At 63.3% G+C, this 25036-nt stretch carries 21 protein-coding genes; 16 read left to right on the forward strand and 5 right to left on the reverse strand.

Annotation, left to right across the window (positions count from 1 at the left end; all coding sequences use genetic code 11):
• The 6 genes from MOV75_RS05270 to MOV75_RS05295 form a co-directional block, all read left to right on the forward strand.
• Positions 1-483: ABC transporter ATP-binding protein (locus tag MOV75_RS05270; protein ID WP_247005124.1), on the forward strand; the 483-nt coding region annotated here is incomplete at its 5' end.
• Between the two features lie 494 nt (positions 484-977).
• Positions 978-1493, forward strand: a complete 516-nt coding sequence (locus MOV75_RS05275; protein ID WP_246920236.1) for a hypothetical protein — start codon at positions 978-980, stop codon at positions 1491-1493.
• Positions 1494-1802: 309 nt separating this feature from the next.
• The gene (locus MOV75_RS05280; RefSeq protein ID WP_246920233.1) at positions 1803-5132 is read left to right on the forward strand and encodes an adenylate/guanylate cyclase domain-containing protein; all 3330 of its coding nucleotides are present in this window, start codon (positions 1803-1805) and stop codon (positions 5130-5132) included.
• 309 nt (positions 5133-5441) lie between these two features.
• Positions 5442-6722 (forward strand): HlyD family efflux transporter periplasmic adaptor subunit, encoded by a 1281-nt coding sequence (locus tag MOV75_RS05285; protein ID WP_246920230.1) that lies wholly within the window; start codon positions 5442-5444, stop codon positions 6720-6722.
• Positions 6723-6734: 12 nt separating this feature from the next.
• Positions 6735-8927, forward strand: coding sequence for a glycosyltransferase (locus tag MOV75_RS05290; protein ID WP_246920228.1), 2193 nt, complete (start codon positions 6735-6737; stop codon positions 8925-8927).
• A gap of 170 nt (positions 8928-9097) precedes the next feature.
• Entirely contained in the window at positions 9098-11002 is a 1905-nt protein-coding gene (locus MOV75_RS05295) for a diguanylate cyclase (protein ID WP_246920222.1), read from the forward strand.
• 31 nt (positions 11003-11033) lie between these two features.
• Here MOV75_RS05295 and MOV75_RS05300 read toward each other — a convergent pair whose 3' ends face one another.
• Positions 11034-12257 (reverse strand): polyhydroxyalkanoate depolymerase, encoded by a 1224-nt coding sequence (locus MOV75_RS05300; RefSeq protein ID WP_246920209.1) that lies wholly within the window; start codon positions 12255-12257, stop codon positions 11034-11036.
• A 153-nt stretch (positions 12258-12410) separates the two neighbouring features.
• On the opposite strand from MOV75_RS05300, the gene MOV75_RS05305 reads away from it, so the two are divergent.
• Positions 12411-13067 carry a glutathione S-transferase family protein gene (locus tag MOV75_RS05305; RefSeq protein WP_246920197.1) on the forward strand — a complete coding sequence of 219 codons (657 nt, stop codon included), beginning with the start codon at positions 12411-12413 and terminating at the stop codon, positions 13065-13067.
• A gap of 280 nt (positions 13068-13347) precedes the next feature.
• Here the strand turns inward: MOV75_RS05305 and MOV75_RS05310 are convergent, their stop codons facing one another.
• Positions 13348-13572 (reverse strand): hypothetical protein, encoded by a 225-nt coding sequence (locus tag MOV75_RS05310; RefSeq protein ID WP_246920196.1) that lies wholly within the window; start codon positions 13570-13572, stop codon positions 13348-13350.
• Between the two features lie 186 nt (positions 13573-13758).
• Here MOV75_RS05310 and MOV75_RS05315 point away from each other — a divergent pair, with 186 nt between their 5' ends.
• Positions 13759-14115 carry a hypothetical protein gene (locus MOV75_RS05315; RefSeq protein ID WP_246920190.1) on the forward strand — a complete coding sequence of 119 codons (357 nt, stop codon included), beginning with the start codon at positions 13759-13761 and terminating at the stop codon, positions 14113-14115.
• 9 nt (positions 14116-14124) lie between these two features.
• On the opposite strand, the gene MOV75_RS05320 is transcribed toward MOV75_RS05315, so the two are convergent.
• Entirely contained in the window at positions 14125-15228 is a 1104-nt protein-coding gene (locus tag MOV75_RS05320) for a mandelate racemase/muconate lactonizing enzyme family protein (protein WP_246920184.1), read from the reverse strand.
• Between the two features lie 168 nt (positions 15229-15396).
• Between MOV75_RS05320 and MOV75_RS05325 the strand changes: the two genes are divergently transcribed.
• From MOV75_RS05325 to MOV75_RS05345, 5 genes are all read left to right on the forward strand, one after another.
• Complete coding sequence (locus tag MOV75_RS05325) at positions 15397-16242, forward strand: AraC family transcriptional regulator (protein ID WP_246920181.1); 846 nt, start codon at positions 15397-15399, stop codon at positions 16240-16242.
• A gap of 136 nt (positions 16243-16378) precedes the next feature.
• Positions 16379-17305, forward strand: coding sequence for an SMP-30/gluconolactonase/LRE family protein (locus MOV75_RS05330; protein WP_247005126.1), 927 nt, complete (start codon positions 16379-16381; stop codon positions 17303-17305).
• 116 nt (positions 17306-17421) lie between these two features.
• A complete protein-coding gene (locus tag MOV75_RS05335; protein WP_246920176.1) occupies positions 17422-18015 on the forward strand; it encodes a GNAT family N-acetyltransferase in 594 nt (197 codons plus the stop codon).
• A 16-nt stretch (positions 18016-18031) separates the two neighbouring features.
• On the forward strand, positions 18032-19678 hold the full coding sequence (locus MOV75_RS05340) for a GMC family oxidoreductase (RefSeq protein WP_246920174.1): 1647 nt from the start codon (positions 18032-18034) through the stop codon (positions 19676-19678).
• Positions 19679-19814: 136 nt separating this feature from the next.
• Positions 19815-20357: a transposase gene (locus MOV75_RS05345; RefSeq protein WP_246920171.1), complete on the forward strand. Its 543-nt coding sequence runs from the start codon at positions 19815-19817 to the stop codon at positions 20355-20357.
• 980 nt (positions 20358-21337) lie between these two features.
• On the opposite strand, the gene MOV75_RS05350 is transcribed toward MOV75_RS05345, so the two are convergent.
• Complete coding sequence (locus tag MOV75_RS05350) at positions 21338-22180, reverse strand: MoxR family ATPase (RefSeq protein ID WP_028152332.1); 843 nt, start codon at positions 22178-22180, stop codon at positions 21338-21340.
• Between the two features lie 93 nt (positions 22181-22273).
• Positions 22274-22519, reverse strand: coding sequence for a GlsB/YeaQ/YmgE family stress response membrane protein (locus MOV75_RS05355; protein WP_246920168.1), 246 nt, complete (start codon positions 22517-22519; stop codon positions 22274-22276).
• 123 nt (positions 22520-22642) lie between these two features.
• Between MOV75_RS05355 and MOV75_RS05360 the strand changes: the two genes are divergently transcribed.
• From MOV75_RS05360 to MOV75_RS05370, 3 genes are all read left to right on the forward strand, one after another.
• Complete coding sequence (locus tag MOV75_RS05360; protein WP_246920165.1) at positions 22643-23818, forward strand: VWA domain-containing protein; 1176 nt, start codon at positions 22643-22645, stop codon at positions 23816-23818.
• 132 nt (positions 23819-23950) lie between these two features.
• Positions 23951-24364, forward strand: coding sequence for a rhodanese-like domain-containing protein (locus tag MOV75_RS05365; protein ID WP_246920162.1), 414 nt, complete (start codon positions 23951-23953; stop codon positions 24362-24364).
• 127 nt (positions 24365-24491) lie between these two features.
• Positions 24492-25036 (forward strand): sulfurtransferase (locus tag MOV75_RS05370; protein WP_247005128.1); only part of this gene is annotated, 545 nt, incomplete at its 3' end.

The following is a 25036-nucleotide window of genomic DNA, read 5'->3' on the forward strand; positions in this document are numbered from 1 at the left end:
CCGCACGAATTCTCCGGCGGCCAGCGCCAGCGCGTCTGCATCGCGCGCGCGCTCTCGCTCGGGCCGAAACTGATCGTCGCCGACGAGGCGGTCTCGGCGCTCGACGTCTCGGTCAAGGCGCAGGTCGTCAACCTGATGCTCGACCTTCAGGCCAGCATGGGCCTTGCCTATCTCTTCATTTCCCATGACATCGCGGTGGTCGAGCGCATGAGCCACCGGGTCGCGGTGATGTATCTCGGCGAGATCGTCGAGATCGGCCCGCGCGCGTCCGTGTTCGGCAATCCGCAGCATCCCTACACCAGGAAGCTGATGGCCGCCGTGCCGGTGCCCGATCCGGCGCGCCGGGGCACGCGGCGCGAAGTCTCCAACGACGAGATCACAAGCCCGGTGCGCGCGCCGGACTATCAGCCGCCGGTCCGGCAGTATCGTGAAGTGTCGCCCGGGCACGTCGTCCAGGTCTGGGGCGAGGAGTGGTCGGCCTGAGACGCGCAGGGTGCGATGCGTTTCCCGTGACGTGGCCGAACCCATGAGTTGACGTGCACGAAATACGCAAGCGTGGATAGATCTGACATCGGCGAAACGCCGGACAACTGGTGAACTAACGGCGCCCTTCAGCTCCCGCTCCTGCGCTCCCGGGTATCGTGACAATGCAGATTTGTCCTCCGGAAATTGTGACTGGATGGAGCGGCAGGGAACCGCGGTATGTGAACCGCCTCATACTCCATCACTCTTTTTTCGAGCTATCACTCCCCCAAGAAATTGCCGCACCCCGAAGCTGACCGACAGGCACGGGTGAGATGCAATGCCTGCGCAGCCGCGTGCTCGCAGCTTTGGATTGGCTCTCGTCTTGCTCACGAGCAAGCCAGCCCCATCACTCACAGATCTTTCTGAAATTGGAATCACGGGCATCGCGAAACGCGTTCACGCAGCTTCTGTTCGAGGTCGGCCGGTAGGCTGCTACTTACGAGGAGCCCCCAATGAAGATCAGCAACCCGATTTCCAGCGCATTTTCTCAGACAAAGCACGCCGGCAATCTTCGGATCGCCCGTTCCAGTCTTATCAAGACGGCCCATCTTCTTGAAAGAATTGGACTTGCGGCCGTTGGGGCCTCTTGCGGCCTCTACGTGGGTGCGACCCTGCTGCGTCAGAAAGGCGGCCTTTTTGAAAGCGGCTGGATCGTGCTGCTGACGATGTTCTACGGAGCTCTCAGTTATTATGTCGGAATCGATTTGTCGCGCAGTGTCGCGCGGAAATCGATTGCGAGCACCTCGGAGGAATACAACGGATCCGAGGCGGCTGAGCTCATGAGTGCAGCCGGAACGTTCGGCGCGGCGATCGCAGCAACTCTGTCCGTCAGCATCCTTGTCCTTGATCAAAACCTTCCCAACGGGCTGATCGGCTTTGTTGCCGGCTGTTGGGTGGTTGGTTCTTCGCTTCAAGTCGTGGCGGGAACGATGGCGCGCAACCACGAAGTGCCCATGGACAGGGAATGAAGGCTGCTGTGCTCACGGAAGGCGTCCGCTCGGTGTCGTGACGTGAGCACAAGCCCAGTGCCGGATTCAGCTTGAGTGAGTGGCTGACGGCCTCGCAACCTTTGTCGTCCAACGCGGCGTGCAGACGATTTTGAGTAGCGCGGCCGCTCGCATCGAGCAATGTCGCCGCCTCGAAGCGGTGCAGGTACCGAGCAACCGAAATTGTCGCGCCGCAAACAAGACGTGCCATCATGATGGCGTTGGGATATTGTCCCCGCGCGCCGTGGTCCAAAACTCTGCGAACCGCCAACCACACGATCGGTGGAGCCAATGCAGATTGCGGAGTGGCTCGATACGTTGGGGCTTGGGCAATACGCCGAGCGTTTTGCCCAAAATGGGATCGACATGGGCGTCCTTCCCGAACTGATGGACGACGACTTCGAAAAGATCGGCGTCCTGCTCGGCCATCGTCGCAAGATGCTTCGCGCTATCGCCGATCTCGATCCAGCCGCGTTGATCGCATCGCGGGCGCCTCCTCATGACGCCGAGCGGCGTCACCTCACCGTGATGTTTTGCGATCTGGTCGGGTCGACTGCGCTCTCGGCGCGTCTTGATCCCGAGGATATGTGGGAAGTGATCCGGGCCTATCGCGCCGCCTGCGCAAGGGTCATTTCCGCCTATGACGGCAGCATAGCCAGGTTCGTCGGCGACGGAATACTCGTCTATTTCGGCTATCCGCGCGCCCACGAGGATGACGCGGAGCGCGCAGTGCGCGCGGGCCTCGACGCCATCTCTGCGATGAGACAGCTCAAGACGAGCGGCGACGAACGGGTTGAGCTGCGGATCGCAATCGCGACCGGGCTCGTGGTGGTCGGCGACCTCATCAGCGGAGATGCGTCAGAGGAGCACGCAACGGTCGGCGACACACCAAACCTCGCTGCCCGGCTCCAGAGCCTGGCGGAGCCGGGAGCGGTCGTCGTTGCCTCGTCGACGCGCCGGCTGCTCGGTGATCTCTTCACGTTTCGCAACCTCGGTCGCCGCGAGGTCAAGGGGATATCAGAACCCATCGCAGTCTGGGCGGTCGAGGGAGCGGCCGCATCGGAAAGTCGCTTCGAGGCGGTCCATGCGGCGCGCTCGATCGGCTTTGTCGGCCGCAAGGAGGAGATCGAACTCGCGCTCTCGCGCCAGCTTCTGGCATGGCAGGGGCAAGGGCAGATGGTGCTGATTTCCGGCGAAGCCGGCATCGGCAAGTCGCGCATGGTCGCAACGCTGTCCGAAAGCCCCGCGTTGGGAGTGCACCGCCGGGTGCGATATCAGTGTTCGCCCTACCACACCAACAGTGCGCTTCATCCCTTTGTCGCGCAGCTCGAGCGCGCGGCCGGCATTTGCTCGCACGACACGCCCGGGCAAAAGCTCGACAAGCTCGAGGCGATGCTGGCGCTTGGAACGCAGCAGGTCGCCCGGGCGACAGCGCTCATTGCAGCACTGCTTTCGATCCCAACCGACGACCGTTACCCGCCGCTCGGTCTGAGCCCGGCGCAGCAGCGGCGACAGACCTTTGCCACCCTTCTCGATCAGCTTGAGGGATTGGCGCGAGAGCAGCCCCTGCTGATTGTCTGCGAGGATATGCATTGGGCCGATGCCACGACTCTTGAACTGTTCGATCTCACGGTCGACCGGATCCGGAGACTGCCGATACTCGTGCTCATGACATCGCGGCCGGAGTTCGAGCCCTCCTGGTCGGGCCTTGGCAACGTCAGTCTGTTGCGGCTCGACCGGCTCGATCGGCAGGACACGCGGGCGCTGGTCGAGCAGGTGACTATCGGTCGCCAGCTGCCACGCGAGATGATGAAGCAGATCATCGACAGGACGGATGGCGTCCCGCTATTCGTCGAGGAATTGACCAAGATGGTGCTGGAGTCCGGATGGCTCGTCGAAGGTGCCGGGCGCTATCGCCTCGAGAGTCCGCTCCCGCCGCTGGCCATTCCCGCGACGCTGCAGGATTCGCTGATGGCGCGGCTCGACCGGCTGGCGCCGGTCAAGGAGGTGGCGCAGATTGGCGCCGCCATCGGCCGCGACTTCTCGTACGCGCTGCTGAGATATGTGGCGGGACGCGATGATCTGACGCTGAGCGCTGCGCTGGGGCAACTCGAAGAGGCCGAACTGCTGGTGTGTCGCGGGACACCGCCCGAAGCAAACTATAGTTTCAAGCACGCTCTCGTTCAGGAGGCGGCCTACGAGAGCCTGCTCAAGAGCAAACGGCAGGTGCTTCACACCCGCATCGGCGATGTCCTGCGCGAAAAGTTTCCGGTCGTGGCCGAGACTGAGCCGGAAGTTCTGGCGCACCACTTCACTGAGGCTGGGCTGAACGAGGTCGCCCTCGAGTGGTGGCGCAAGGCGGGCCAGCAGGCGCTGAAGCGCTCGGCCTATTCCGAGGCAATTGCGCATCTCGGCAAGGCGATTGCCATCGCCGATGAGTTGCCTGATGAGCCTCATCGAATGATGAGCAGGTTGAATCTTCAAATCGCATATGGCCGCGCGTTAAGGGGTGGCCTCGGGCATAGCGCCCCCGAAACGGTCGCTGCATGGACGCGCGCCCGGCAGTTCGCGGCCGACATCAATGATCCGGTTGAACTTGCGCCGATCCATTCCGGCCTCTTCAATGCCTGCCTGACCCACGGCGAACTTGCTCCGATGCGGGAGCTGGCGGACGCCATTATGAGTGCCGCGGAGCGACGACCAGACGCGGCAGTGGCCGCCGTCGTTGCGCATTGGACGGGCGGCGTCACCTGCTGGTTCGGGGGCGACTATCTGAAGGCGAGAACGCATCTCGAGCAGGCACTGGCGATCTATGGTGCCGAGCCGGATCCCGCGACGTTCAGGCCCTCGGCGCTGGATCTGCCGTTCGTGATCATGAGGTTTCTTGCTCTGGTGCTCTGGCCGCTTGGCAGCATCGCTCGCGCGCGCCGGCTCGCCGCCGAAGCGGTGAGCGCTTCAGGAGAAAAACGGGCGCTTTCCCAGGCCAATGCGCTCGTTCATCGCGCTGTGTTCGACGGGCTATGCGGGGGCCTGTTGCAGCAAACGGATACTATCCTGGCGCTCGGCCTTGCGCGCGACCACACGATGCCGCTGTATGTGGCCGCCGGTACCTACCTGAATGGCCTGGCCAACTGGCGTGCCGGCGACCGAATGGCCGGACTGACGGAAATGCGTCGCGGATGGACCATGCTGCGCGAGAATGACTGCTACCTCTGTGAACCGTTTTGGGGGATGCAGGTCGCGATGGCGGATGCAGAGGTGGGCCAGCTCGAAACCGGGCTGGACATCTTGAGCGAATTGATCGCATCGGCGGGACAATCCGGTCAGCATTGGCTTGATGCGGAGCTGCATCGCGTCCAGGGCGAGCTTTTGTCGCGTCATGACCCTCCGGACGGTTCCAGCGCCGAAAATGCCTTCAACCGAGCGCTGGAAATCGCACGACACCAGCAGGCGAAGACTTTCGAATTGCGCAGCGCCCTTGGACTTGCGCGCCTGCACAAGGCAAATGGCCGAGCCGGCGCGGTTTTCACACTGCTCGCTCCCGTCCTCGCTGAATTCGACGTGGAGCGAAATCTTCCCGAAGTCGAAGAAGCGGAGAAGCTGCTTCGGAATGGGCGTTAGCCGCGCCGCCGTTCGATCGGCGCCAACGGCGCGCCGACTTCAAGCGGGAATAGGTCGGCATCCTGGTTCCTCGATTCGGGAGCCGTAGTCTTCCGGTTTTGACACATCTTAACCTAATGTGGTGAAAGCTAGATATGCTTCTCTTGGTTGCGAACGCGACCCTGCTGCGGTGACGAAACCTGATTTCGGCTAGCAGCAATGTTGGCGGATTGCTCCAGGCGCAGACGTCATCCCAACACCGGGCCATGCGCCGATTGGCTTGCCTTCGCTGGGCAGACGCAGCGACCAAAGCCTATTGGAGATCCAGTCGTGGCTCGCTTGCACGTCGAACGTTTCATTCGCAGCCGGATTGTTCGCCGATCCCTGGCGCTCGGGATCATCGCTCTGAGCGGATGGGCCCTGTTGCCGTATGTGACCTACCGAATCGCTCCCTCCGCCTATGTCAATGCCGAGCTCATGCGGGTGACTGCACCAATGGCGGGTCAGCTCTCGTCAGATCTCCCACGCAAGGGTGAATATTTCCAGCGCACCCGGGTGGTGCCGCTGGTCGAGGCGCGTTCGCCGGATCGCCGGCATCTCATGGACCTTGATCAGCAGCTTGCCATGTCCACCAAACGCGCCGAGCTTGCACGTCGGCAACTCGAGGAAATCGCCGAGCTCGATCGCAAGCTCCGCGAGCGCAGCGAAGACTATCGTTTGGGGATGGTGGCGCGGCTGAGCCACGAGATCGGCGAAACGCAAGTTGAAAAAGGTGGCTGTCTCGCCGAGGCGCGGCAGCGGAACGATGTCGCGGGCCGGATGGAGAAGCTCGTGAAGCTCGGCATCAGTTCGCAGATCCGCTCCGGCGAGGCCCAGGCTTCTCAAGAGGCAACCGCAACGCGGTGCCAGATGGCCGATGAACGCCTGCAGCGCCTCAAGACCGAATTGGGGGCGGCTGAGAAGGGCATCTATCTTCGTGGCGATGCCAATGATGTGCCCTATTCGCAGCAGCAGCGCGAGCGGCTTGTCCTCCGCCGCCAGGAGCTCGAGACAGACCTGTTGCAGAACAGCTCACGTGCCGCGCAGCTGGCCGCGGAGATCGCAGAGGAACGCACTCGACTTGATCGTCTCGATCACTACGATCTGTCCTTGCCGGCAGCTCATGTAGTCTGGTCGGTGGCGGCCAGCCCAGGCTCGATGGTCACGGAAGGGCAATCGGTCTTCGATTTTGCAGATTGCGAACGCCGGTTTATCGTTGTTGAACTCCCCGAGCGCGATTTCGAGAAGATCAAGGCCGGAGATGCGGCTACCGTCCGCCTGATTGGGAGCCGCGAATGGAAGACCGGCCAGATCCGGCAAGTCCGCGGATCGGCAGCGTACGGCGATGATCGGCTGCTTGCGGCTCGGGTGCCGCGGCCTGATCCGGGCAACATTACCGTTGAGATATCGCTTCCGTCCAATGAGACGTTGGCCGACCGCAACGGCTCCTGCGATATCGGACGGTTGGCTGAGGTGCGCTTCGAGCGCAGAGCCGACGGCCTGTTACGGTTGGTCAGCTCGAAGCTGAAATGGCTGACCGCTCGCCTGGAGCTCGACCAGTCGTCCCTGTAAGCGAGATGTTCCATGCAGGCCATGACTCTGCCTCTCTCTCAGCTGTTTGCGCCGATGCTGGGCATCTTTGCGGCGATGTACCTGTTGGCGCCGACCTTTCCAGTCGCGCGCCTCTGGGCCCGTGTCGCGGTCTTTGTCGTGGTTTGGCTTGTGGTCGCCCGCTATCTCGAATGGCGTATTTTCGCCACCGTGCTGCCGGCAAGCGGGACCTGGTATCAGGTCGGCTGGATCTGGTTCTGTCTGTTCGTCGAGCTTCTGACCTTCACAGATCAGTTCATTCTCTATCTGACTTTCCTTCGCAGGACCGATCGCCGCAGCGAAGCAGATCAGCACGAGCGTCGGCTGCGCAGCCTGCCGGATGACGAGCTGCCCGCGGTCGACGTCTTTATTCCGACCTATGACGAGCCAATCGAGGTGCTGGAAAAGACGATTACGGGCGCGTTGTGTCTGGACTATCCAAACTTCCAGGTATGGGTCTTGGATGATGGTCGCAGGCCTTGGCTCAGAGAACTCTGCACGCAAAAGGGCGCCGGCTATCTCACGCGCGCCGACAACTTGAATGCCAAGGCCGGCAATATCAATCATGCGCTGACGAAGACGAGCGGCGAGTTCTTCGCGATCTTTGATGCGGACTTCGTGCCGCAGCGCAATTTCCTGATGCGCACGACGGGCTTCTTCGCTGATCCAAAGATCGGAATCGTTCAGATCCCGCACACCTTCTACAATGAGGACCCGATGCAGGCGAATCTCGGCTTGCACAGGGGGCTGCCGGACGAACAACGGTTCTTCTTCGATGCCATCATGCCCGCGCGCGACGGCTGGGATGGTGCCTTTTGTTGTGGTTCCAACTCCGTCACGCGTCGCGCAGCACTCCGCGCGGTGGGCGATGCCTTGCCGACCCAGTCCATCACAGAAGACATCCTGCTGACGCTGGTCCTGCTGCGCAAGGGATACGTCACTCGCTATCTTCGCGAGCCGCTGGCGATTGGATTGGCGCCGGAAAGCCTTGACGCCTTTTTCGTGCAGCGGCAACGCTGGGCGCGTGGCGCGATCCAGACGCTGTATCTCGCCGCCGGCCCGCTCGGACCCGGACTGGGCTTGATGCATCGGCTCCTCTTCTTTCCTGCGCATTGGCTCTCTATGGGCCTGCGGGCGCTCGCGGTCGTGGTGGTTCCGATCGTGTTCATGTGGACTGGCCTCGCGCCTGTCGTCGACGTCACTCCCGAGTCGGTCTTCTATTACTTGTTCCCCGCGATTCTGGCGCTTAACGGCGGTATCTCCTGGTTCGCGCCGCACGAGCACTTTCCGCTCGCCGCTCAGGTGTCGGCGACTATCCAGAGCTTCAAGATCCTGCCGACGGTGCTCGAGACTCTCGTCAAGCCGACGGGGCATGCGTTCAGGGTGACGCCCAAGGGAGCTGCTGCGCGACGCGCAAGCTACGCCGCGGAGATATTCTGGCCGTCGGCGGTTCTGATGGCGTTGACGGTCGTCGGTGTGGTCCTGAACACGATCCCGGAATGGCGGATCATCGATCATCCGGCGGCTCTACCGATGGTCGCCTTCTGGTCGGTCGTGAACATCGTCGTGCTTTTCTTCGTCTGCATGACCTCGCTGCAGGCGCGGATGGGACGCACCGAGGAGCGTTTCGATGCCGATGAATCAATCTTGATCCAAACCGAGTCCGGCGAGCGGCTTTCTGGGCGCATGAGCAACATCTCCCTCTCTGGCGCCGGCGTTCTGCTCGGCTCCGGCATTGACTATCCTCGCGCTGGAGAACCGCTACGGGTGCACATCGTGCAGGTGGGTTGGATCGACGCGACGGTCGTGCAACAAAGAGGCCAGCTTGTCGGGGTGCAGTTCCATTTGCCGCAGTCGCTTGAACGAGACCTGCTGATCCGCAAGCTCTTTACCGTCGCCCGTCTGAGGGGGAACGGTGTCATCGCGCGCTCGGTGAACAGGGCGATGCTTAAGAACATCTGGTCAATGGCCGCGCCGTTGCCCCACATTGTTACGCGCGGCGCGAAGCCCGCGTCGTTTTCGCCGACCGAGCGCCTGCCGGCAGAGAGCCTGGTGATTCGGCCTCAACGGCGGATCGACGACTTGGCACATCTTGCCGGAGTTCGAAGCCTGCATCCGACGAGTTTTAGTGAACCTGGCTTTGGCCGAGTGGCCGGCACAGTGCTCAAGGCCGTCAAGCTGAGCTGATTGCTGTGTTGTCCTTCTCGTCCGACCAGTCCACGGGATATCGATCGACGGTCAGGCCGCTCATCGATGCCGTCGGTCTCCTTCCGGTGCCCTGCCAAAAAACTCAACCGGAGCGAGCAACCATCCCTTGGCCCAAGGCGTTTGCGGATTGAGGGTGGAGGGAGCATCTGTTGATCGATCACCGCAGCGATCTTCGCCTAGGGCGTCTCACGTTCTGGGTCTCGGCATTCGTGGCGGTTGCCTGCTTGGCGCTCGTCGCGCTCAGCGGTTGGCGGGAGTGGTCCTCGCGAGTGACGGTCCTGAAGGCCTCCGAAACGGACATGGCCAATCTGGCCCGGTCGGTGACGCAACACGCGGACGACACGTTCGAACTCGCGGACACCGTTCTAAATGTGTTGGTTGGCCAACTCGAGCTTGAGGGAACCAGCCCGGCGGCAATCGCCAAGATTCAGACCTTTCTTTCCCGGCGCAAGGCCGCGAATCGGATCCGCGCCGTGTTCGTCTATGACGAGACCGGCCGCTGGCTCGCAACCAGCGAGCCTGTGAATTTCGCCGGTCTCAACAACAGTGACCGAGAATATTTCCAGCATCATCGCGCCGTGGCTGACCCGGGAACCTTCATTGGGTCTCCAGTGAGGAGCAGGTCGAGCGGGCAATGGATCATCACCGCCTCAAGGCGCTTCAATCATCCTGACGGCAGTTTTGCCGGAGTGGCTCTTACGACGATCGATGTCGACTATTTTCTGCAGTTCTATCGCGGATTCGACGCTGGCCAGAACGGTTCGATTGCACTGGCGACCGCGAAAGGCGTTATCCTCGCGCGTAGCCCGGACAACGGCTATACGGGCCGCGACCTGTCGAGTGCTCCGCTTTTTAGAATAATCCGCGAGCGGCCGACTGCGGACGTCTACTACTTCACGTCGCCTCTCGACGGCGTTCGGCGTCTGAGCTTTTATCAGCTGAGCAGTCGGTACCCTGTTCTCGTGGTTGCCACGGAATCGGAAGACGACGTCTTGGCGCCCTGGCGCAGAGCGGCGCTGACGCGCATGGTTGCGGTGCTGGGACTGATAGGAGGGCTCGCTGTTGCGGGGCTCTTCCTGGTGCGCCAGTTGCACCTGCGGCAAAAGATGGCAGCCGCCCTGGTCGCCAAGGAGGCGGATTTTCGCCTCCTCGCGGAGCAGTCGGGAGACATGGTCATGCGCATAGCGGTCGATGGACGGATCCTCTATGCGTCGCCGTCCAGCGCGCGAGTTCTCGGCTGGGCTCCGAACCAGTTGGTGGATACGTCGGCCTTCGCCGGCATAAATCCCGCGGACCTGGCCCGGGTTGAGCAAACGATCTCCGCGTTGGGGAACGGCGAAGCCGAAGAGGCTAGAATCACTTATCGCGCTCGGCATCGCGAGAAGGGCGAGGTCTGGATCGAAACCGCGCTGCGCGTCGCCAGGAGTGTGCAGAGCGGAGACATCAACGGCGTGGTGGCGATCTCGCGCGACATGACCGAACGTAAGGATCTGGAGGATAAGCTGGCGGCTCTCGCCAGTTCGGATGGCCTGACGGCCTTGGCAAACCGCAGACACTTCGACGAGCGGCTAGAGGCGGAATGGGACCGGGCCAGGCGCGAAGGAACGCCTCTGTCAATGTTGCTGATGGACGTCGATCATTTCAAGAGTTTCAACGATCAGTACGGGCATCAGGCGGGCGATGCTTGTCTCCGCTCGGTCGCCGGGGTCCTGGCGGAGCAGGCCAGACGGCCGGCAGACGTAGCCGCCAGGTATGGTGGCGAGGAATTCACCTTGCTGCTACCAAATACCGACATGGGGGGGTGCGAGCAGGTCGGCGAGCGAATCCGGCAAGCGATTCAGGACCTCGGCATCCTGCACGCGCTCAACCCGCCATCCAGGCAGGTCACCATCAGTATTGGCGGCGCCACACATGTGTCGTTCGGCGACAAGGCGGATTGCACGTCGTTGATTGCGGCTGCGGATAAGGCGCTCTACGCCGCCAAGGAGAGCGGACGCAACCGCGTTGTGATGTCAGGGCAAGTCGTCGCGTGGCCCGGCTCGATACGGGCTTGATAAGTAGCCCTGGCGCGCCGCGGCGTGCGCCTCACGAATTCACGTGCACGAAATCGCGCAGCAGCGGATAGATCTCGTTGTTCCAGCGCTTGCCCGAGAACACGCCGTAATGGCCGACGCCGGCCTGCATGTGGTGCACCCTGCGATAGGCGCGCACGCCGGTGCAGAGGTCTTGTGCCGCCAGCGTCTGGCCGATCGAGCAGATGTCGTCCTTCTCGCCCTCGACCGTCATCAGGCCCATGCGGCCGACGGCCTTGGTGTTCACGGGACGGCCGCGATGCATCAGCCTGCCTTGCGGCAGGAGGTGCTCCTGGAACACGTCGCGCACGGTCTCGATGTAGAACTCGGCCGGAAGGTCCATCACGGCGAAATATTCGTCGTAGAAGGTCTTGATGGTCGCGGCCTTGTCCTTCTCGCCCTTGGCGATGTGGTTGGCGAGATCCATGTGCTGCTTGATGTGGCGCTCGAGGTTCATCGAGACGAAGGCGGTGAGCTGCACGAAGCCGGGATAGACTTTGCGCAGGGCGCCGCGGCACTGCACCGGCACATAGTTGATCAGGTTCTGCTCGAACCATTCGATCGGCTTGCTCTTGGCGAAGTCGTTGACCCTGGTCGGCTGGATCCGCGTATCGATCGGTCCTGCCATCAGCGTCAGCGTCGCCGGCCGCGAGGGATGGTTGTCCTCGCACATGATCGCGGCCGCCGCGAGCGCCGACACCGACGGCTGGCAGATCGCGACCATGTGCGGGCGAGGGCCGAGCTGCCCCAGGAAATCGATGAGATGCTCGGTGTAGTCGTCGAGCCCGAAGCGGCCCTTGCTGCGCGGAATGTCGCGCGGATTGTGCCAGTCGGTGATGTAGACGTCGTGGTCCTGGAGCAGCGTCTGCACGGTGCCGCGCAGCAGCGTAGCGAAATGGCCGGACATCGGTGCCACCAGCAGCATGCGCGGCTGCTCCGACACGCCGTCTTTCCTGAAGTGCAGCAGCGAGCCGAACGGCGTCGCGTAGGCGATCTCCTCGGTGACGGCGACTTCCCGATTTCCAACCATGACGCTGTCGATGCCGTAGGCCGGGCGGTGATAGGTGAGGGTCGAGCGCGAGATCAGCTCCAGCGCCGCCGACAGCCGGCCGACGACCTGATCCGACATGCCCTGCGGCGCCAGATTGAGGAATCTGAGCGCGGACGAAGCCCCCGCGCGCCACGGCGCGGTCAGGTCCATGTGGTTCTGAAAAGCCTGATAATACATCGACATCATACTGAAGCGCCCACCCCTTCCGCAGGGCTATGCAATAACGACGCCAAACGACAGCCGGACCCGCCGCGAAATTGGCACGTCGCTTGCTGTTACGTCACGGCAAGCACAGGGCCGTCCGCGAGCCGGCGGAGGCGGGGAGCAGGGAAGGGCCATATGGCAAAGGCGACACTGACCATCAGCAGCAAGAACTATTCGTCCTGGTCGCTGCGCGGCTGGCTGCTGGCGAAATTCTCCGGGCTCGATTTCGAGGAAATCGTCACCGCGCCGGACGATGCGTCGGCGCGCGCCGAGATCCTGCTGCTGTCGTCGTCGATCCTGGTGCCGTGCCTGCGGCATGAGGGGGCGGTAGTCTGGGATACGCTGGCGATCGGCGAATATCTCAACGAGGTGATGCCGTCAGCCGGCCTGTTGCCTGATAACCGCGTGCAGCGCGCTCATTGCCGCTCGATCTCTGGCGAAATCCATTCCGGCTTCACCACGCTGCGTGCCTCGCTGCCGGTGAATCTGAAGGGACGTTTCCCCGGCTTCAAGATCTGGTCGCGGGCGCAGGCCGACATCGACCGCGTCTGGTCCATCTGGCGCGACTGTCTGGCGGTATCGGGCGGCCCCTTCCTGTTCGGGGCGCAGCGCACCATGGCGGATGCGATGTACGCGCCGGTGGTGACGCGCTTCGTCACCTACGACGTCAAGCTGGAGCCGCTGCTGAAGGCCTATGCCGACACCATCATGGCAATGCCCGAGATGCACGAATGGATCGCGGCAGCAAAGGAGGAGCCGGCCGAGATCGAGGAGCTCGAGGTCGAATATTAGGCAGGCCTGGCGCGGCCTTGCCTGTTTCGGGGGCGGGACCGGTCGCGGCGGTGCGAGACAGCTATGCCCTTGTGAGGATTAACCTTTGGCGCCCGTTGGCGGTCGATGCCGTTGGCCGCGCCGCACAGATATTGTACACGGCCGGGCAGCCGCATCGACATCTAGCCGTGAACAGCTGCGTACACGGCGTTTCGGCTGATTCGGGCGCGATTCGTTCGGGCCGCGTTCCGTTAGTTAAGGTGGAGCGCGGCGCCGTTGCATTTTGGAACAGATATGGGCGTCAGGCGGCCCCGCGCTGCCTCACGCGCGGCAGGCGCCAGCCGATGACGGTGGCTTCGACCGCAATGCCGGCTTCGTTGTTCTCCCAGCGTCCCTCCACATAGCGGCAGGCGAACGGCAATTGATACGTCCCGCTGTGGTCCTCGCACAGCACTTCAAGCGCAAGGCCCGGCGGTGGTTCTCCGGCGCCGTCGAATTCCGCCAGTCGTCTATCGCGCGTTGCCATTCGAAAAATCTCCCCTAAACAAAGCCGCGGAAAGAGCGCCCACTATCTTCCGCCTGCGGATCATCGTTCCCCGTCCGAGGGAACGGGCGCAAGCTCAACGCGAGAATGCGGTACGAGTGTGGTAGCCTCACCCGGCTGTGCGCAAACAGCGCACATTGACGTGATCGATCGGACGAGGAACCTTTCATGCTGCTTCGAAACGCCGGCATTTGTTTCGCGATATTGCTGCTCGCAACGCTGGCGAATGCCCCGGTGCACGCGCAGGACGTGCCCGGCATCGAGATCTGCACGGTCGAGAAGACCATGGAGCGGCGCACCAGCTGCCTGCAGAGCAATGTCGACTTCCTGCAGAAGACGATCACCAAGCTCAACCTCGATCACCAGCAGAAGCTGGACGCCGCGGGTCGCCAGATCGACGCGTTGAAGACAGGCATCGCCGGCCTGCAGAAGACGCTCGGCGATCTCCAGGCCGCCCAGGCGAAGACGGCCGAGGATCTGAAGAAGAAGCAGGACGCGCCGCCGCCGAAGGACGCTGCGAAATAAGCCCGCCGGTCACGTCACGCGATATCGCTCCATCACGCCGCGATCAGGCTCATAGCCGAGCCCGGGTCCTGTCGGCACCGCGACATGGCCGGTGGCATCGCTATCCGCGCGGCCGCCCCAGAGACACGCTTCGCGTTTCAGATAGAACATCTCGACGAGCCCGTCGTCGCGCGTCGCGAGCAAGTGCAGTGTCGCGAGCAGCCCCGGACCGAAATACGGGGAGTGCGGGACGATCTTGACGCCGAGCTGATCGGCCAGCGCCGCGACCTTCAGAAATTCGGTGATGCCGCCGACTTTGGTCACCGACGGCTGGGCGTGGCTCACCGCGCCCGCCTCCATCATCTGGCGGAATTGATATTCCGTGCAGGCATTCTCACCGGCGGCGATGTCGAGCCCGCCTTTGCTGCGGACCTCGGCGAGCCCTGCGAAATCCTCCGGCGGCCACACCGGCTCCTCCAGGAACATCGGTCGCGCGTCCCGGCAGCTTGTCGCGAACGCGATCGCCTGCCCTGGGGTCAACGGGCAGTTCATGTCGACCATCAGCGGAATGTTGGGGCCGATCGCCTCGCGCGCGGCGAACACCGCCGGCGCCGTGGTCTCGTGCAGCTTGATCGCGCCATAGCCGAGCGCGAGCGCCTTCCGGCATTCGGCCGCGATGTTGTCGGGTGAGCCGATCCGCAGCAGGCTCGCGTAAGCTGGAATGGCCGTGCGCCTGGTCTCGCCGAGCAGGCGATGCACCGGCACGCCCTCGACCTTGGCAGCAAGGTCCCACAGCGCGATGTCGAGGCCGGAGATCGCGAACATGGTGATGCCGTAGCGGCCGAACAGATGCAGGTTGCGCTGGATCTGCTCCATCACGGCGGGGATGCCGGCCGCATCGGGCACCTTCAGCCCGCGGGACTGCGGCGCGATCATCTCCTCGACGGCACTGCGCGTGGTGCGCGGGCAGACATAGGCGAAGGCGTCGCCCCAGCCGGTCAGCCCGGCATCGGTGGTGACCTCGACCAGCACCATGTCCAGGGCCGTGATCGCGGAGGCGCCCTGGCGGAAGCTCGCGACGCCGGCGTCATAGGGGATGCGGATATGGTGCGCCCGCACATCGGTGATTTCCATGGCGCGGTTCCCCTTTCTCGTGAGCGGTTCGGGGGAGTTTAGCCACGAACGCCAAGGCGTTGCCAGTGGCCATTCCCGGACTATCCTCCCGCGCGGACAGCAACGCCGATCAAGCGACGCGGCCGCATGCCGCGCATCATGACTGCGCTTCGAACGAGGACGACCGCCATGAACCCAGCGCAGCGCGCGCTCTGGTTTATCGAGAGCCATCTGGCCGAGCCGATGACGCTCGACGAGATCGCTGCGATCTCGGGCGTGTCGCGGTTCCACATCGTGCGTGCGTTTGCCGCAGCCACCGGGCTTCCGGTGATGCGGTATGTGCGCGCGCGGCGGCTGACGGAAGCTGCGCGCAGTCTTGCAAACGGTGCGCCCGACATCCTGTTGCTGGCCCTGGAGGCGGATTACGGCTCGCACGAAGCATTCACCCGCGCGTTCCGCGACCAGTTCGGCACGACGCCCGAAGCTGTGAGGGCGGAAACGTGTGTGAGCCACCTCAAGCTTCAGGAGCCGATCCTCATGGATTCCACCATGCTCGACCATCTCGCCCAGCCGCGGTTCGAGACCGCAAAGGCCTTCCTCGTCGCCGGTCCCACTGAGCGCATCGCCTGCGACAACGGCGCCATGATCCCCGGCCTATGGCAGCGCTTCCACCAGGAAGTCGCCGACATTCCCGTGCGCGTTGGCCAAGGGAAAAATCAAGTCGCCTATGGTGTTTGCTGCAACGGCGATGATGCCGGCAATTTCGATTACATCGCCGGTGTCGAGGTCGCCGATTTCTCGGACCTGCCGCGCCGCTTCGGCCGCATCCGCATCCCCGAGCAGCGCTACGCCGTCTTCACCCACACCGATCACGTCGCCTCGATCCGCCGCACCGTCAACACGATCTGGAATCAGTGGCTGCCGGCATCCGGTTTGAAGGCCGCGGACGCACCGAACTTCGAGCGCTATGACCAAAAGTTCGATCCGGCGACCGGAAATGGCGGCTTCGAGATCTGGGTGCCGGTGAAGGAGTAGCACGCAACGCTGGCATACCGTCCGCCTTGCTTGGCAAGCCCCAGCGACTTTGTCATAACCGCAGGCAAATCTTGCCTGCGGGGCCCGTGCCGGACATCCCGTGCAAGTCATAACAAGCAGCCGGGAGGGTCCCAAAATGTCTGACGTCCGCGTTCTCGCCACCGACCTCGAATTTCCCGAAGGGCCGGTCGTGATGCCGGACGGCTCGGTGGTGCTGGTGGAAATCCGCGGCCAGCGCCTGACGCGCGTTTACCCCGACGGCCGCAAGGAGGTCGTCGCGAAAATTCCAGGCGGCCCGAACGGCGCCGCGCTCGGCCCCGACGGCAAGATCTACATCTGCAACAATGGCGGCTTCTCCTGGATCCCGACCCGCAACATGATCATGCCGGGCCCGCAGCCCGACGATTATCTCGGCGGTTCGATCCAGCGCGTCGACCTGCAATCCGGCAAGGTCGAGACCGTCGCGACCAAGTGCGGTGCGCACGATCTGCGCGGACCGAATGATCTGGTGTTCGACAAGCAGGGCGGCCTCTGGTTCTCCGATCTCGGCAAGCGCCGCGCCCGCGAGATGGACGTCGGAGGAATGTATTATCTCAAGCCCGGGATGACCGAGCTCGTCGAGATTGTGCACGGCGTTCTGCCGGCCAATGGTATCGGGCTGTCGCCGGACGAGAACATTGTCTACATCGCGGAGACGCCGACCGGCCGGCTCTGGGCCTACGAGCTCTCGGAGCCCGGCACGCTCAAGCCGCGCGATCCGATCTATCGCGGCGAGCGGGGCAAGCCGATCTGCGGCCTCGGCGGCTACCAGATGTTCGATTCGCTCGCGGTCGAGGCCGGCGGCAATGTCTGCGTCGCCACCCTCGTCTCCGGCTGCATCTCGGTGATCGCACCCGACGGCACCCTGGTCGAGCAGGTCCCGACCGGTGACCGCGTCACCACCAACATCGCCTTCGGCGGCCCCGAGCTGAAGACGGCCTACATCACGCTGTCCGGCAAGGGCGAGCTCGTCGCCATGGACTGGCCGCGCGGTGGTTTGCCTCTCAATTTCCTAAACAAATAAACGGTGCTAGTTACCGTCATTGCGAGCGGAGCGAAGCAATCCAGGAATGCCTCTGCGGAGATGGTCTGGATTGCTTCGTCGCTTCGCTCCTCGCAATGACGTAAGGAGAGACTTCAATGCCCTGGCCCGACCCCGTCACCCTGCGCGGACAGCACGCCCGTCTCGAACCGCTGTCGCATCAGCATCGTGAGGCGCTGGTCGAGGCCGTGAAGGACGGCGAGCTGTCAAAGCTCTGGTACACCGCGATTCCGCTGCCGGAGAACATGGGCAAGGAGATCGACCGTCGCCTCGGCCTGCAGGCCGCGGGCTCGATGCTGCCCTTCACCGTGTTCGACGCCGACGGCAACGTCGTCGGCATGAGCACCTATATGAACATCGATGCAGCCAACCGCCGCGTCGAGATCGGCTCGACCTGGTATGGCAAGAGCGCGCAACGCGGCCCGCTCAACACCCAGTGCAAGCTCCTGCTGCTGCGCCATGCCTTCGAGACGCTGGACTGCATCGCGGTCGAATTCCGCACCCACTTCTTCAACCATCAGAGCCGCCGCGCCATCGAGCGCCTGGGCGCCAAGCAGGACGGCATCCTGCGCAGCCACCAAATCGCGCCGAACGGCACGCTGCGCGACACCGTGGTCTACAGCATCACCGCCGCCGAATGGCCGACGGTGCAGGCGCATCTGGAATTTCAACTCAACGACAAGCCGCGCTAGGTGCGGCCGAGGGACCATGGATAGATTTGACTATGTGATCGTCGGCGCGGGCTCCGCCGGTTGCGTGCTTGCCAACCGGCTCAGCGAAGATCCGAACGTTAGCGTTTGCGTGCTGGAGGCAGGGCCGAGCGACTGGCACCCGTACATCCATCTGCCGGCGGGTTTCATCAAGACCTTCCACATGAAGAGCATCAACTGGGCCTACCAGCAGGAGCCGGGGCCTTACACCGGCGGGCGCAGCATCTACGCGCCGCGCGGCAAGACGCTCGGCGGCTCGTCCTCGATCAACGGCCACATCTACAACCGCGGCCAGCGCATGGATTTCGACACCTGGGCGCAGATGGGCAATCGCGGCTGGGGCTATGCCGACGTGCTGCCCTACTTCAAGCGGCTGGAGAAGCGGGTCGGCGAGGGCGAGGACACCTATCGCGGACGCGAGGGCAACCTCACCGTGACGACGATGGAGTGGCGCGATCCGCTTTGTGAAGCCTTCATGGAAGGCGCGGTCTCGCTCGGCATTCCCCGCAATCCCGACTACAACGGTGCCAAGCAAGAGGGCGTCTCCTACTGCCAGCGCACCATCGACAAGGGCCTGCGCGTCTCCGGCTCGACCGCGTTCCTCAAGCCCGCGATGAAGCGGCCCAACGTGCATGTGCACACCCATGCGCATGCGACCGAGATCATCTTCGAGGGCAAGCGCGCCGTCGGCGTGCGCTACGCCAAGGGCGGCCGCGGCGGCACGCCGGTGGAAGTGCGTGCCAACAAGGAAGTGATCCTCTCCGGCGGCACCTATAATTCGCCGCAGCTGCTGCAGCTCTCCGGCATCGGCTCGCCTGATTTGCTGCAGCAACACGGCATCGCCGTGCGTCACGCGCTGCCGGTCGGCGAAGGCCTGCAGGATCATTACGCGCCGCGCACGGTGGCGCGGGTCAAGGACATCAAGACCATCAACGAGCTTCGCCGCGGCTTCTCGCTGTGGATCGAGGCGCTGAAATGGGCGACCGCGCGCCGCGGCCTGCTGTCGCTGTCGCCGACCATGGTCTATTGCTTCTGGCACTCCGGCGAGAGCGCCGACTCATCCGACCTCCAGCTCACCTTCACGCCGGCCAGCTACAAGGAAGGCGTGCAGGGCCAGCTCGAGGACGAGCCCGGCATGACCGTCGCATCCTGGCAGCAGCGCCCGGAGAGCCGCGGCTATGTCCGCATCCGCTCGCCTGATCCGTTCGCGCCGCCGATCATCCAGACCAATTATCTCGACGCCGAGCTCGACCGTCGCGTCATCGTCGGCGGCATGAAGCTCGCGCGCAGACTTCTCAAGTCCGCGCCGCTGTCGCCCTATTACGCCTACGAGGATTTCCCCGGCCCCAACATCAACACCGACGACGAGTTTTTGGCCGCCGCCACCGAGCGCGGCACCACCACCTTCCACCCCGGCTGCACCTGCCGCATGGGCCCGGCAGACTCGACGTGGGCCGTGGTCGACGACCAGCTCCGCGTGCATGGGCTGGAGGGGCTGCGCGTGATCGACGCCTCCGTCATGCCGCGCATGATCTCGGCGAACCTCAACGCCTCCACCATGATGATCGCCGACCGCGCCTCGGACCTCATCCGCGGCAAGCAGCCGATGGAAGCCGCAAGGATTCCGGACACGGCGGTGGCGTGAGGCGATCTTCGTAGGATGGGTAGAGCGAAGCGAAACCCATCATCGTGCCGCGTTCGCTGAAGCACGATGGGTTTCGCTGCGCTCTACCCATCCTACAAAATTTCGATGTTTATCTTAAGTTGTGCTACCACGATGCATGACCTCCTATAGGCGCAACTTCGTCCCCGGCGGAAGCTTCTTCTTCACGGTCAATCTCGCAGACCGCCGACAATCGCTCTTGACCGTGAACATCGACCTGTTGCGTGCCGCCTTTCGCGAAATCCGCCAACGACACCCCTTCACGATCGATGCGATCGTGGTGTTGCCGGAGCACCTTCACACTGTCTGGACAATGCCGGATGGAGATGCCGATTTTGCAATGCGTTGGCGGCAGATCAAGTCAGCCTTCTCCCGCAACCTGGCTCCTGACGAGCCAGTCTCAGCCAGCCGCGCCGAAAGAGCAGAGCGCGGCATCTGGCAACGCCGCTACTGGGAACGCACCATCCGCAACGAGGAGGATTACGCCCGGCATATCGATTACGTGCACATAAATCCCGTCAAGCACGGACTGGTCAATCGGGTCCGCGATTGGGCGCCATCGTCCTTTCACCGCCACGTGGAGCTCGGTATCTACCCGCCGGATTGGGCCGGCGATCTGTCGGGATATGACGACGGTGCACAATTCGGGGAGCGGAGTTGAAGGGACGTAGTTTGTAGGATGGGTAGAGCGCAGCGAAACCCATCATCGTGCGGCGTTCGTGGAAGCAGGATGGGTTTCGCTGCGCTCTACCCATCCTACAAGATATCACTCCGCTGTGTCGCCGCCTCGTCAACCCCTCCCCGCAAAAATATTCCACTTTACCGAAATTCGGATTTGCGGCATAGATCGAGCCAGCCCGGCCCGACGAAGAGGGGCGGTTCGCGAGTCGTTCGAAACGCGGGCCGGGTTGCGGTGGACGCGGCAGCGTCGTGTGCGAGAGGCGTGGGCAGGGCGGGTAGTCCCTGTGAGCCCGAGGCTTCGTGCGGACGAGCGGCGCTGAGCGCGTACGGCAAAACCGTGTGGTCCTGGCCGTCGTTGCTACGGTCAAGCCGGTCGAAGATGCGCGCGAGCCCAACCGGGTGGACGGCATCGTCCAATTCGAGCGGCGAGGGAGGCCAGAAGGAAAGTTCGGCTCCCGGGAGAGCACGGCATAAGCCGTCCGACCATCGCGCAGGGAAGGCCGAGTGATTGGCGCCACCTGTATGCTGCTGTGCGGTTTTTCTGCGCGTGCGTTTCGCGCAGCAGACCGCGGGTGCGAGGTCAGCACCCGGTCTTCCCTGCACCCTCTTTGATTAAAGAGGGTGAAAGATGAAGCAAAGCTCGGGTGGTTCAAGCCGCGAGGCTGCGAAGGCGTGTCTGCAATTTGAGCTGCGTGTTGAAGGATGGCGATCCCGCCCCTTGCTCCGTCATGGCGAGGAGCTCGCGACAAAATTGCGAAGCAATTTTGCGCTGATGCGACGAAGCAATCCAGAATCCCTCCGTGGAAAGATTCCGGATTGCTTCCGCCTTCGCCAAAGGCTTCGGCGGACAAGTGGCTGCGCTCGCAATGACGGGATCGGGGAGGCTGCTTGCGCCGAATGGTGGGCACGGCGCTTTGCGCCTTTGCCCACCCTACGGCACCTTGCGTTACGCGAAAAGCCTCACACTTCCCTTCGGCTCAAGAACGCCAACCGCTCGAACAGATGCACGTCTTGCTCGTTCTTGAGCAGCGCGCCGTGCAGCGGCGGGATCAGCTTTCGCGGATCACGTTCCCTCAGCTGCTCGACGCTCATGTCCTCGTTGAGCAGCAGCTTGAGCCAGTCGAGAAGCTCGGACGTGGACGGCTTCTTCTTCAGGCCGGGCACCTCGCGCACCTCGAAGAAGATGCGCAAGGCTTCCTCGACCAGGCGCTTCTTGATGCCGGGGAAGTGGACGTCGACGATGCGGCCCATCGTGTCCGCGTCGGGGAACTTGATGTAGTGGAAGAAGCAGCGGCGCAGGAACGCGTCCGGCAGCTCCTTCTCGTTGTTGGAGGTGATCATCATGATCGGGCGCTGCTTGGCCTTGATCGTCTCGCCGGTCTCGTAGACATGGAATTCCATGCGGTCGAGCTCGAGCAGGAGGTCGTTCGGGAATTCGATGTCGGCCTTGTCGATCTCGTCGATCAGCAGCACCGGGCGCTGCTCGGCGGTGAAGGCCTCCCACAGCTTGCCGCGCTTGATGTAGTTCCTGATGTCGGAGACGCGCGCATCGCCGAGCTGGCTGTCGCGCAGGCGCGACACCGCGTCGTATTCGTAGAGGCCCTGCTGCGCCTTGGTGGTGGATTTGATGTGCCAGGTCAGGAGCGGCGCGTTCAGCGCCTTCGCCACTTCCTCCGCCAGTACCGTCTTGCCGGTGCCGGGCTCGCCCTTGATGAGGAGCGGGCGCTCCAGCACGATCGAGGCATTGACGGCGACCTTGAGATCGTCGGTCGCAACATAGTCCTTGGTGCCGGTAAATTTCATCGCGCGTCCTTGTTGGTCGTCGTCCCAGGCAATGCCTCGGTCACGACAAGCGAACGGCCGCTCGCGGCGGCCGTTCCTGGTTCGGTCAGGCTTTCAGACCCGTTTTACCAGCGAAAGGATGACGAGCACAATCACCGCGCCGATGGTGGCGTCCACAATGGCGCCGACCGTGCCGGTGGCGAGCTGGATGTGCAGCTGCGGCAGCACCCAGCTTGCAACCAGCGCGCCGATGATGCCGACGACGATGTTGCCGACCAGGCCAAATCCCGCCCCGTGGACAATCTTGCCGGCAAGCCAGCCGGCGATCGCGCCGATGATGAGCGCTGCGAGAATTCCCATTGCAAACGTCCCCCAAAAACCCCGTGAGGGCGCCAATTCTAGAGCAAAAAGCACCCGGGTCCAGCACCGTGCGATGGCCTCCGCCCCCTTGACGTTCGTCCCCCGACGGGCAATCTGTCACCCATGTTCCTGCAATTCTTCACCTCTCTGCGCGACGCGCAGGTCCCCGTGACGCTGCGCGAATACCTCACGCTGGTGGAGGCGCTCGACGCCGACCTTGCGGACTATTCGGTCGAGAATTTCTACTATCTGTCGCGCACCGCGTTGGTGAAGGACGAGCGCAACCTCGACAAGTTCGACCGCGTCTTCGGCACGGTGTTCAAGGGGCTGGAAAACCTGCTCGACGCCATGGAGAAGGCGGAGATCCCCGAGGAGTGGCTGAAGAAGCTCGCCGAGAAGTATCTCACCGAGGAAGAGAAAAAGCAGATCGAGGCCATGGGCTGGGACAAGCTCATGGAGACGCTGAAGAAGCGCCTCGAGGAGCAGAAGGGCCGCCACCAGGGCGGCTCGAAGTGGATCGGCACCGCCGGCACCTCGCCGTTCGGCGCCCACGGCTACAATCCCGAAGGCGTCCGCATCGGCCAGGAGAAGAACCGCAACAACCGCGCCGTGAAGGTGTGGGACAAGCGCGAATTCAAGGACCTCGACGGCAATGTCGAGCTCGGCATCCGCAACATCAAGGTGGCGCTGCGCCGCCTGCGCAAGTTCGCGCGCACCGGCGCGCCGGACGAGCTCGATCTCGACACCACAATCCGCGAGACCGCCAATCACGGCTATCTCGACGTGCACATGCGCCCCGAGCGGCGCAATGCGGTGAAGCTGCTGGTGTTCTTCGACATCGGCGGCTCCATGGACGCGCATATCGAGCAGGTCGAGGAGCTGTTCTCGGCGGCGAAGAGCGAGTTCAAGCACATGGAGTATTTCTACTTCCACAACTGCCTCTATGAAGGCGTGTGGAAGCAGAACAAGCGCCGCTTCACCGACCGCACGCCGACCTGGGACGTGCTGCACAAATACCCGCACGACTACAAGGTCGTGTTCGTCGGCGACGCCTCGATGTCGCCTTACGAGATCATGGTGCCCGGCGGCTCGGTCGAGCACGTCAACGAAGAGCCGGGCTCGATCTGGCTCGACCGCATCATCCGCACCTATCCGCATTCGGTGTGGCTGAACCCGGTCGCTCAGAAGCATTGGGACTATTCGGAATCGACCACCATCATCAAACGCATCTTCGCCAACCGGATGTACCCGATCACGATCGAGGGGTTGGAAGGCGCGATGAAGGAACTGACGCACTAGCTTCCGCCGTCATTCCGGACGGCCGCAAAGCGGCCGATCCGGAATCTCGAGGTGGAGTGCGATGATCGAGGTTCCGGGTTCGCTCGCTTCGCGACCGCCCCGGAACGACGGAAGAGAAGAAGGGAAAACCACATGCCCCAAAACATCACCCGCGGCATCAAGGCGCTGATCGACGAGGCCAATGCCGAGATCGAGACGCTCAACGCCAAGGACGCCATCGAGATCTCCAAGAACGGCGACGTCGTCATCGTCGACATCCGCGACCCCCGCGAGATCGAGCGTGAGGGGCGCATCCCCGGCGCGTTCGCCTGCACCCGCGGCATGCTCGAATTCTGGATCGATCCGCAGAGCCCGTATGCAAAACCGATCTTCCAGGAGGACAAGAAGTTCGTCTTCCACTGCGCCGGCGGCTTGCGCTCCGCGCTCGCGGCCAAGACCGCTCAGGACATGGGGTTGAAGCCCGTCGCTCACATCGCCGGCGGCTACGCCGCCTGGCGCGACGCCGGCGGCCCCGTGGAGAAGTGGGAGCCGAAGAAGAAGGGGTGAGCTCTATCGTCATTCCGGGGCGCGACGAAGTCGCGAGCCCGGAATCCATTCATCCACCGACACTGCCGCGCGATGGATTCCGGGCTCGCGCTGCGCGCGCCCCGGAATGACAAAGGAAACGCATGCAATGACCACCGACCCCCTCGTCTCCACCGATTGGCTCGCCGCCCATATCAACGATTCCAACGTCAAGATCCTCGACGCCAGCTTCAAGCTGCCGGGCGTGCTGCCGCTGCCGAAGGACGATTATCTCGCCGCGCACCTGCCCGGCGCGGTGTTCTTCGACGTCGATGCGGTGTCGGACCATTCCAACCCGCTGCCGCACATGTATCCGAGCGCCGAGCAATTCGGCCGTGACATCGGCAATCTCGGCATCGCAAATAGCGACACCGTCGTGCTCTACGATGCCGGCGGCTGGGTTGCGGCGCCGCGCGCGTGGTGGATGTTCCTGGCCTTCGGCCACGGCAATGTGCGCATTCTCAACGGCGGTCTGAAGAAGTGGCGCGCCGAAGGGCGAGCGATCGAGAGCGGCGAGGTGAAGCCGAAGCCGGCGAGCTTCAAGGCAAGCTATGATCCAAAGCGCGTGCGCAGCATGCAGCAGCTCATCGCCAACGTCGAAAGCCGCGCCGAGCAGGTGATCGACGCGCGCGCCGCCGAGCGCTTCGAGGGCCG

Source organism: Bradyrhizobium sp. PRIMUS42 (assembly GCF_023006515.1).
Lineage (GTDB): Bacteria > Pseudomonadota > Alphaproteobacteria > Rhizobiales > Xanthobacteraceae > Bradyrhizobium.